The sequence below is a fragment of the Baaleninema simplex PCC 7105 genome (assembly GCF_000332355.1).
Taxonomy (GTDB): domain Bacteria; phylum Cyanobacteriota; class Cyanobacteriia; order Cyanobacteriales; family Geitlerinemataceae; genus Baaleninema; species Baaleninema simplex.
In genome coordinates this window covers 1,299,227-1,308,464 of the sequence record NZ_KB235958.1, presented here as the reverse complement: position 1 = coordinate 1,308,464, position 9,238 = coordinate 1,299,227, and the positions used below count along the sequence as shown (strand labels likewise).

General features: G+C 48.7%; 10 protein-coding genes. 3 read left to right on the top strand and 7 right to left on the bottom strand.

The genetic code is table 11. The features are described 5' to 3' along the window. Positions 1–99 precede the first annotated feature (99 nt). A complete protein-coding gene (locus GEI7105_RS0107760) occupies positions 100–669 on the top strand; it encodes an HdeD family acid-resistance protein (RefSeq protein ID WP_017659906.1) in 570 nt (189 codons plus the stop codon). 86 nt (positions 670–755) lie between these two features. On the opposite strand, the gene GEI7105_RS0107755 is transcribed toward GEI7105_RS0107760, so the two are convergent. Continuing rightward, positions 756–1,883 carry a glycosyltransferase family 4 protein gene (locus GEI7105_RS0107755; protein WP_017659905.1) on the bottom strand — a complete coding sequence of 376 codons (1,128 nt, stop codon included), beginning with the start codon at positions 1,881–1,883 and terminating at the stop codon, positions 756–758. After that, the gene (locus tag GEI7105_RS0107750; RefSeq protein ID WP_017659904.1) at positions 1,867–3,174 is read right to left on the bottom strand and encodes an RNA-guided endonuclease InsQ/TnpB family protein; all 1,308 of its coding nucleotides are present in this window, start codon (positions 3,172–3,174) and stop codon (positions 1,867–1,869) included. Before GEI7105_RS0107750 ends, GEI7105_RS0107755 begins: the two co-directional genes overlap by 17 nt. A 495-nt stretch (positions 3,175–3,669) precedes the next feature. Between GEI7105_RS0107750 and rbp the strand changes: the two genes are divergently transcribed. Further along, on the top strand, positions 3,670–3,966 hold the full coding sequence (rbp, locus tag GEI7105_RS0107745; protein ID WP_026097500.1) for an RNA-binding regulator: 297 nt from the start codon (positions 3,670–3,672) through the stop codon (positions 3,964–3,966). Between the two features lie 211 nt (positions 3,967–4,177). Beyond that, positions 4,178–4,366 carry a 30S ribosomal protein S21 gene (gene rpsU / locus GEI7105_RS0107740; RefSeq protein WP_017659902.1) on the top strand — a complete coding sequence of 63 codons (189 nt, stop codon included), beginning with the start codon at positions 4,178–4,180 and terminating at the stop codon, positions 4,364–4,366. A gap of 97 nt (positions 4,367–4,463) precedes the next feature. Here the strand turns inward: rpsU and GEI7105_RS0107735 are convergent, their stop codons facing one another. The 5 genes from GEI7105_RS0107735 to GEI7105_RS0107715 form a co-directional block, all read right to left on the bottom strand. Beyond that, positions 4,464–5,093: a CatB-related O-acetyltransferase gene (locus tag GEI7105_RS0107735; RefSeq protein WP_017659901.1), complete on the bottom strand. Its 630-nt coding sequence runs from the start codon at positions 5,091–5,093 to the stop codon at positions 4,464–4,466. Between the two features lie 206 nt (positions 5,094–5,299). Then, positions 5,300–6,646 carry a chromosomal replication initiator protein DnaA gene (gene dnaA, locus GEI7105_RS0107730; protein ID WP_026097499.1) on the bottom strand — a complete coding sequence of 449 codons (1,347 nt, stop codon included), beginning with the start codon at positions 6,644–6,646 and terminating at the stop codon, positions 5,300–5,302. A gap of 100 nt (positions 6,647–6,746) precedes the next feature. After that, positions 6,747–7,292: a GIY-YIG nuclease family protein gene (locus GEI7105_RS0107725; RefSeq protein WP_017659899.1), complete on the bottom strand. Its 546-nt coding sequence runs from the start codon at positions 7,290–7,292 to the stop codon at positions 6,747–6,749. Positions 7,293–7,342: 50 nt separating this feature from the next. Further along, complete coding sequence (locus GEI7105_RS0107720; protein ID WP_017659898.1) at positions 7,343–7,666, bottom strand: hypothetical protein; 324 nt, start codon at positions 7,664–7,666, stop codon at positions 7,343–7,345. Between the two features lie 740 nt (positions 7,667–8,406). Next, positions 8,407–9,177: a hypothetical protein gene (locus tag GEI7105_RS0107715; protein ID WP_017659897.1), complete on the bottom strand. Its 771-nt coding sequence runs from the start codon at positions 9,175–9,177 to the stop codon at positions 8,407–8,409. Positions 9,178–9,238: the final 61 nt, after the last annotated feature.

The window sequence follows — 9,238 nt, the reverse complement described above, 5'->3', positions numbered from 1 at the left end:
GCCTGAAAGAGTCATAAGATTGACGGCGGCTAAAGCCGCACGTTCGTTTTTCCTCCCCCGGCTAAAGCACGGGGGCTTCCAAACGTATCGGAGGTTACCGTGAGAATTGCCAACGAGCCGGAACTGCGCGAGGAACTGCGGAAAAATCTAGGCTGGGCGATCGCGCTCGGCGTGCTAATTGCTTTGCTGGGAGTATTGGCGTTAGCCAGACCGCTTTTTGCAACCCTCGCCGCGACGTTAATCTTTGGATGGTTGTTTGTTATCGGGGGCGTACTTCGCATTGTTTATGCGTTTCAAACCCGAAAATCGGGGCAATTTTGGCTAAAAACGTTAGTGGGAATTTTATCTCTCGTTGCCGGAATTTTACTCGTCACCAATCTTTTAGAAGGTGTTTTGACACTGACGTTAATTTTAGGAATTGCTATCTTTTTACAAGGAGCGATCCAAACTATTTTGGCGTTTCAACTGCGACCGGCACCGAATTGGGGAATGGTTCTCCTCGGTGGAATTCTCAGTATCATTTTAGGGATTTTGATTTGGTCGCAGTGGCCGTTTAACGCCCCTTGGGTCATTGGCGTTTTGGTGGGAATTGCGTTAATTTTCGACGGCGTTTGGATCGCGATGTTTTCAATGTCTACACGCCAACTATTACAAGACGAATCGACTTAATGTTTTATAGCAGTCCCAAATGAGTCGTCAAAAATTAAAACACTAGAAAAAATCCCATTCCCAGTTCCCTGTTTGTCCCAATTTTGTTACACAACTGATTTAGGGTTGCTAAATACTCGACGCAACCAAGTTTCGACCCGATCGCCCATCGCGGGAATGGAAAACTCAGTTTCGGCTTGGCGGCGACAGTTCGAGCGATCGATCTCCGACCAACGGGCGATCGCCTCGGCCAATCCTTCGATGCTGTCGGGTTCTACTAAAAACCCCGTTTCTCCATCGCGAACGATTTCTGACGGGCCGCCGCGACGGTAAGCAACGACGGGAACCCCGCAGGCTAAGGCTTCGATGGTGACGTTGCCAAAGGCTTCGACCCACTTCGGCGTCATCAAAAAGCCGCGACAGCGTCCGAGTTGTCGTTGAAGTTCCTGTGTCGGCAGAAATCCCGCATATTCGACCTTTGCCTCGGGATAGGTGCGGCGAACCTCCTCCCAATAGTCGGGAAACTGCATTTTTCCCCAAACGGTGAGTTTGCTTCCCGTTTTCGCGATCGCCGCCACAGCGTCTTCGAGTCCTTTTTCCGGGGCGATGCGTCCGACCCACGCCCAGCGATCTTCGGGCGTTTCGCAAAAGTCGTACAGAGATAAATCGATGCCGTTTCCCAGACAGGGACAGGTTTCGGGAACGTCACCGAACGTCTTCGCCTGGGTGCGGGTGTGAAAGGCAATCCGTTCGGGATGTCGGGCGATCGCCTGTAAAATAACAGCGTCCATCGCGTCGGTTATCGACCCCATACTCACCAAATGCGCGACGGGAATGTGGAAAAATGGGGTCAGATAAAAGGGCAACCAGTCGTAGGCGAAATTGAGAACCAGGTCGAAGTGCGGTTGTTGTCGCCTCGCCGCCTCCCACATCGCCCCCAACACGGGCTCGGGGGGAAGTGCGATCGCCGCATCTCGTCCTTGAGTTTGGGCGGTGACTTGCAGCGAACCCGTCACTGTTACAATGTCGAGTTGTGGGAGTTGCGATCGCGACGGGGCGATAACCCGAACGCGATGACCCCGCTGCTGCATTGCCTGGGCGATATTGTATAAGGTTAGTTCGACCCCGCCCCCGAGTCCGGTTCCCAACGCTCCGACGGGGGTAGACAGAAAAAGTAGGTTTAGGGAATCTCCCACGATCGTATTGTGAAGAATTAGATTACCGATAATTGACATCCTCTCTCAGCAACCCGTTCCGGGTATGCAGGGAGATTCCTTGGGTCGCCCCAAAGATTTCCTGCTTCAACAGGTGCCAGCTAGACTGAGCCAACTCAGTCCCCGCCGCCTCCCCTCCACAGGCAGTTTCGATTCCCCGTTGCCCACGGGTACAGATAACTTGTCCACTCGCCACATCACGGGGCTTTGTTGACCCGCAGTTGTGACAGTGATGAATCCTGGTTGAGAGATCTTTGCGAACCTCCACTCCACAGTCTGGGCATTCCTGAGAAGTGCCACGGGCATCAACTTTGCCGTAATACACATCGCGCTTCCAGCACACCCAGGGAAGGATCTGATTCACAAATTGTCCCAGCCCAGCATCCAGGGTGTGTTTGCCCAACATTCCTATCCCCCCTTCGCCCCCCTTTGAAAGGGGGGTTGGGGGGATGAGATCTTCGACAAAGATCGTCCCTGCGCCGTCGCAAAGGTGATGAGCCAGCTTGAAATGCCAGTCTTTTCGCGTATCGGCAATCCGTTGATGGACTCTCGCAATTTTCTTCTGGAGTTTCAGCCAGTTAGCTGACCCCTTCTGCTTTTTCTTCAATCGGCGTTGCAGCGATTTCAGCTTGCGGTGCAGATTGTTGAAAAAGCGAGGCCGCTTGACCTGCTCTCCATCAGAAGTTGAGAGAAAGTACTCCAGTCCAACGTCAATCCCTACCGGATGTCCGTGAGGGGCTACAGCAGGAATATCGACGTCAGCCTGAAGGCTAAGCACGACAAAGTACCCGGATGCCTTGCGAACAATTCGAGCTTGCTTAACCTGGAATAAATCAGGAATTTTCCGCGACCACCGAACCCGAACCCATCCCAACTGAGGCAACTTAATCCCTTTGTCAGACACACAGTTTTTGAGCATCTGGGGGAAGACAAAGCTTCGCATCCGGTTGGGTTTTTTGAATCGTGGAAGACCCGAACGCTTTAACCGCCACGACTCCCAGGAGGCTTCCAGTTTTCGGATGACTTGTTGAAGCACTTGGGCATTGACAGTCTTTAATCGGGGGTATTCAGCTTTGGCCGCAGTCAGCGACTTGCACTGCCGCGCATAACTGGGAAATGGTGCATCCGCAGGCCAGATAAATTCCTGCCGAATCGAACACGCATTCACGGGCGACTTGCGGGAATTCAGCCAATCCTTGCGTTCCCGCAGAGCAAAATTCCAGACATTGCGGCACACATCCAAAATGTGTTCGATGTCTGAAACCTGCTCCGCCGTTGGCTCTAGCTTGAATTCCCACGTCATGTTTAGCATGAAACTATCTTAGCTTAGAAAATAAATATTTGTTTCTAGGCTTAAGCGAACTACTCCCTCCCGTCGCTTCACCACCCCCCAAGCCCTCGGCTATGGGCGGAGTACTGCGACGGATCTTGGTAGGCGATCGCGCGCGACACGACTCAGTTTTTTGCACCACCAAGGGATTGCCAGCAATCGATCGCGCCCGATAGGACACCCTCATTTAAAATAGCAGACGCTTGCCGAGAGCCCCGATCGCCTCGAATCGTATCGTTTGGCAGCGTCAGAGTCTTAAAATAGTATTAAGTGTCGGAAATTTACCGAATTCAGCTAGCTCGAACGGATTTTTACGAGATTTTTCTTAAGTTATCTGAACTGGGAGATGGCAAAATCGCGCGAGTGTGCTAATATTTCACTAAAGATTTATATTCGGTTGTGCAATTCGTTTTTCTTTCAGAACGGTTCCCCGAATTTAACTCTCTACACGCTCAGGATTCGGGAGAATCTCAAATCATGTCAATTTACGTGGGTAATCTGTCCTACGACGTCACGCAGGACGATTTAACTCAAACCTTTTCCGAGTACGGTACGGTGAAACGAGTTCACGTTCCCCTCGACCGCGAAACCCAACGGATGCGTGGCTTCGCCTTCGTGGAAATGGAAACCGACGAACAAGAAGCTGCGGCGATCGAAGACCTCGACGGCGCTGAATGGATGGGACGCGACCTTAAAGTGAACAAAGCCCGACCTCGCGAAAACCGCTCTTCTGGCGGAAGTTGGGGAAATCGCGGCAAGTCTCGCCGCTACTAAAACGAGATCGTGAGATCGACCGGTTCGCAGTGAAATCGAGTTAAAAGCTTGTCTGACCTCTGACACTCAAGGCATCCCAGCCTGTTAAAACTCGACTGTAGCGACGGACGATCGTCTCTTTGAAACTCGAACATTAAGAGGGCGAGTAAGAAGTCGGACACACGATCGCTTCTTACTTTGCCCTTTATTTGTCACATCACGAGAGTATTACATGACCCAAGTTGTACCGGGCGAAAACGAAGGCATTGAATCGGTACTCCGTCGATTCAAGCGTGGGGTTTCCCGAGCGGGAATTTTTCCAGATATGAAGAAAAACCGTCACTTTGAAACGCCCATCGAAAAACGGAAGCGTAAAGAACTCGCCCGACACAAACAACGCAAGAGAAAATTTCGCTACTAAGACGCAAATCGGCGTCCGGCGAACCCGCCGATGAAATTTCATACTTCTTAGGGGCGAACTGTTCGCGCCCCTATTACTGTTGTGATCGCGTCTACCGCTAAACGGCTTGTTTTAACGCCTCAATATCGCTTCCACAAATAGCCTTGAGATTGCGCGTAATTTTCTCGATCTGCCAATCCCACCATCGCAACTCCAGCAAATCTCGAACGGTCGCGTCGTCAAACCGTTTGCGAATTTCTCGGGCGGGATTTCCACCGACTACAGTATAAGGTGGAACGTCGCGAGTCACCATTGCGTTTGCTGCCACGATCGCCCCGTCGCCGATGTGGATTCCGGGCATTACCGTCGCATTGTAACCGAGCCAAACATCGTTTTCGATGCGAGTGTCGCCTTTGTGCGGCCAAGAATCGGGCATGGCGGATTCCCAGCCTTGTCCAAATATAGTAAACGGATAGTTGGTCAACCAGTCGGGGTGATGGTTCCCACCGTTCATAATAAATTTTACACCGCAAGCGATCGCACAAAACTTCCCGATAATTAGGCGATCGCCAATAAAATCGAAATGATAGAGAACGTTTTTCTCGAAATTTTCGGGAGTCTCGAAATCATCGTAATAGGTATAGTCTCCCACGAGAATGTTGGGATTGTTGACGAGATTTTTAAGATACACCAATCGCCGTTGGTTGGGGATGGGGTAGAGAGTATCTGGATGGGGACCGTTTGTCATATAGCAACCCTAAATCAGTTATGTAACAAAATTGAAACAAAAAGGGAATCAGAAACGGGGAACGGGGAATCAGATTTTTTCGGGTGTTTTAATTTTTGACGACTCATTTGGTTTGGGACTGCTATAGTTGCTTTGCCGTTAGAAAATTGCATCGAACGGTTTTGAGTATCGTCTTTTTTCTGTCACCCGTTCTCGTTTAAAAAACATCACCGACTCGATAAATTAATGCGATCGCTCAACTGAGTTAACACCTGCGCCAACTGCGGATCTTTATCCTTGCGTTCGGCGATTTTATCACAACTGTACAACACGGTCGTATGGTCTTTTCCGCCGAACTCTTCTCCAATTTTCGGCAAACTCAAATCAGTATGTTGTCGCATCAAATACATCGCAATTTGACGAGCTTGACTGATTTCTCGGCGTCGCGAACTTCCCTTGAGATCTTCGACAGAGACCTTCATCATTTCCGCGACCGCTTGCATCACGACTGTCGGCGACGCTTCGACCGTTTGAGTTTGCGGGGTAAGTACCGGGGCGATATTTTCGACCGTCATCGGTAAACCGGAAATAGAAATATACGCCACCGCCCGAATTAACGCCCCCTCCAACTCTCGAATATTGGATTTATAGCGAGACGCAATGTATTCGATCGCCTCTCGGGGAAGTCGAATGCTCTCGTATTCAGCCTTTTTCTGCAAAATCGCCATGCGGGTTTCAAAATCGGGGGGTTGAATATCGGCGATCAATCCCATCGAAAACCGCGACGAGAGGCGTTCTTGCAGTTGGGGAATTTGACTCGGCGGGCGATCGGAGGCCAAAACCACCTGTTTTCCCGCTTCGTACAGGGCGTTAAACGTATGAAAAAACTCTTCTTGAGTGTACTCTTTCCCCTCGATAAACTGAATGTCATCGACGAGTAACACGTCGGCGGTGCGATAGTGACGACGGAAATTTTGCATACTGTCGCGGCGAATTGCAGCGATGAGATCGTTGGTAAAGCGTTCTGTAGAAACGTAAAACACCCGCGAGTTGGTGTCGATTTCCACTCGATAATGGCCGATCGCTTGCATCAAATGAGTTTTTCCCAACCCGACGCCGCCGCATAAAAACAGTGGGTTGAACTCGCGCCCCGGATATTCCGCCACCGCCAACGCCGCCGCGTGAGCCATACGGTTGTTGGAACCGACGACGAACCGAGAAAAAACGTGCTTGCTATTGAGTTCTGGGGGTTTCTGAACTTTAGATTTCGGCGGTGGCGTCGTCGTCGGATAGGCTGTATCGGTGCTTTCGCCGACGTTCTCCTCGCGATCGGTGCAAAGGTGAATTTCGACGCGATCGCCTAAGATATCTTCGACGACATCGGCGATCGTAGACAAATAATATTTTTGCAACCAGTTACGAGCAAATGGATTCGGCGCGCGTAACACGAGGCGTTTGTTTTCGAGCGCTTCGACGCGAGCCGTTTCGATCCAAGTCTCGAACGTCGGCTGACTCAGTTGAACTTTCAGGCGTTCTAAAACCCGATTCCAGAGTTGTTGTAAGGATAGTTCCACCGCTTCCACCTCCCGCACCGTACTCGAACATCGACAAACCTCGAGACGGGCTGACAAACTAATTTTTAAAACCGCTCTCGATCTCCGCTCGAACTGACCGTTATTTTAAATCTAAGAATCCGTTTTCCTTGAGCTTGGGATTGAAACGTAACGGTTCGGTCGCACCCCGATCTGACAGTTCTGCTAAAATTTCCGATTCGACGCGACGGGCTGCCTTTTTGAGACATTTAATTTTTGAAATTTCGTCAACTGCATTGGCGATCGCATCTCGTTCTTCTGGACTCAAACGGGGCTTGACGTCGATAGGGTTAACCCACAATGCCTCTTCGTCGCTGTTTCCCGGTGGCGTCGTGCTGTTTTCTGCGATCCAGGCTTGGCGCAGCATTTCTAACACTTTGCGATCGGGGCGATCGATCGTTTGGATTTTGAAACTGTAGCACTGATGGGGACGACGCACGAGATGCTGGCGCAAACTCAAGGCAATATCGCGAGAATAGCCGATATATTGCAATGTATCGCGATCGTCGAACACAGCATACGCGCCGATTTTTCCTTTGACATCGCCGTCAGGAATTTTTCCGCCTTCGTCGAGATAGGGGCGTGCGGGTAAACTTGAAAGTGGGGGTAAATCGGTTTGGACTGTCATCGATCGAAGAGGAGAGGTGGAACGAACGGGAGAAAGTTGTTTGGCGCGGATTAGTCGATTTTCCGATACACCGCACAGAGACGACTGGGTTTAAAAATTTTAGCCTCGAACATAAACGGTGGTGGAACGTTTACGAGCAGATAACTATCAGATTCGTGGTATTTCTCGAATTCTTTCGGCATTCCCTTCGGTGTTTCTATACTGTAGGGAATCGGTTGAAAGAGTTGCTCTGTAAATTCAGCACCGTTACAGCAGCATTGCTGACAGATTTGTTCTAAAAAGCGATCGCTTTTTAGCAGTTGAAATAACGTTTTTTTCGCGTTTGGCTCGAGGCTAAAGCGACTATCGAAATTTTGAACGATTTTCAAAGACATTTAACAATTCTTTACTGTAGGATTACGTTTAATGAAGCTCGAGATATGAGGTTCTGCCATCTTAGCACGACTCGAATCTGAGATCGAGGGGTGCGGCCGATCTCCGCTCGTCTCGATCTTTTGAAGACTTGACCGGAAGTATATTGAACAATTATTCAATATATTTACTCGACTGTCAATCGAGTATTCTGTTAGAGATCGAACGACAAATTCGTAATTCGTTCGACTCAGTTAACTCGATTTTTAAGACTAGCTATAAAATAGGCGATCTCTATATTTTTGGGATGCATCTCACGTTTGTAAAAATATGAGTCTGGGATAGGTTAGCTTGAGCGGAGTCGAGGACTCAAACACTGGTTTTTCCCAGCCGAACAAGCCCCTCTATCCCCCCAATCATCCCCCCAACCATCCCTCCAACCCCCCTTTCAAAGGGGGGCTAAGGGGGGATAGGGGGCTAAGGGGGGATGTGGTGAAGACTTTTTAAAACCTAGCTTATTGGAAAAAGATGTAGTATAAATCGCATACTAAAGCTTGCCTCTGATAAATTTAAATTTTTGAGATGCACCCGAATTATGGTAAAAACAGCAAATAATATAGCAGTGCAAAATATAGCAGTGCAAAATGAGTTCTCAAAAATTAAAACATCAGAAAAAATCCGATTCCCAGTTCCCCGTTCCCTTTTTGTATCGATTTTGTTACACAACTGATTTAGGGTTGCTATAGTATAGATAAATTTAAACTTAATTTCCTAAAATATCTTCCGGCTCTGGATGATAGATGTATTCATAATTAAACTGTAAAAAATTCGGATGTCGAATCATAGAAAATCCAAACTCTGTCACCGTATCAGCCGCAAACGTAACCATCACTAGCTCGGTCAACTTTTTCTTAGAAATAACCGGATCTTGAACGTAATAATCTCGTTTTGCAAAAAACTTTTTCTTATCTTTTGGTACGATAATTCCGTTGAGTTGATGTGCGAACCGAATCGGCTTAATATATTGATTTAAAAATTCCTCTTGGTTACGCTGCAATCGATAGAGACGTTCCTGTTGAATCCAACTCATCCGAAACAGCATTTTCAGCAATTCAAAGCCTAACGTATAGTTAAAAGCATTGTTACTTTCCTGAGTATTTCCCATCAAGCGAACAGCCACTTCAAGATACTGTTCCGGTTGACGGTGCATATCCTGAGCGCAGTGAATATAAAACTGTCGGATATAACCTCGTAACAAAGATTCCGTCAATTCCGTTGCGATGCGAAACTGTTCGAGATAGCGTTTGACTTTTTGATGAGTATCTCGGTCTTCAAGAAGGCGAGAAACGAGTCCGTCAGCCGTATATTCATCGAGGAATTCGGCCTGAGCCTCCGAAGGTGCAGCACAGAGAATATGACACAAAGATAAAACATAGCGGCGCTCGTTCCAATGCAATTTTTCCGCCCAATCACGAGCCTCAGACGGAAGGTTAGCAAAAATACTATTAGAATGAATCGAGTTAGCAGAAAACATAGACGTTCTGAGGGGGTAGATGTGGCATCACTCCCAAGCGACGGTAGATCGAGAGACACTC

Bases quoted from the DNA above. Each gene is read 5' to 3' on its own strand.
- GEI7105_RS0107755 (WP_017659905.1), bottom strand. From the start codon at position 1,883: ATGTCAATTATCGGTAATCTAATTCTTCACAATACGATCGTGGGAGAT.
- GEI7105_RS0107750 (WP_017659904.1), bottom strand. From the start codon at position 3,174: ATGCTAAACATGACGTGGGAATTCAAGCTAGAGCCAACGGCGGAGCAG.
- rbp (WP_026097500.1), top strand. From the start codon at position 3,670: ATGTCAATTTACGTGGGTAATCTGTCCTACGACGTCACGCAGGACGAT.
- rpsU (WP_017659902.1), top strand. From the start codon at position 4,178: ATGACCCAAGTTGTACCGGGCGAAAACGAAGGCATTGAATCGGTACTC.
- GEI7105_RS0107735 (WP_017659901.1), bottom strand. From the start codon at position 5,093: ATGACAAACGGTCCCCATCCAGATACTCTCTACCCCATCCCCAACCAA.
- GEI7105_RS0107725 (WP_017659899.1), bottom strand. From the start codon at position 7,292: ATGACAGTCCAAACCGATTTACCCCCACTTTCAAGTTTACCCGCACGC.
- GEI7105_RS0107720 (WP_017659898.1), bottom strand. From the start codon at position 7,666: ATGTCTTTGAAAATCGTTCAAAATTTCGATAGTCGCTTTAGCCTCGAG.
- GEI7105_RS0107715 (WP_017659897.1), bottom strand. From the start codon at position 9,177: ATGTTTTCTGCTAACTCGATTCATTCTAATAGTATTTTTGCTAACCTT.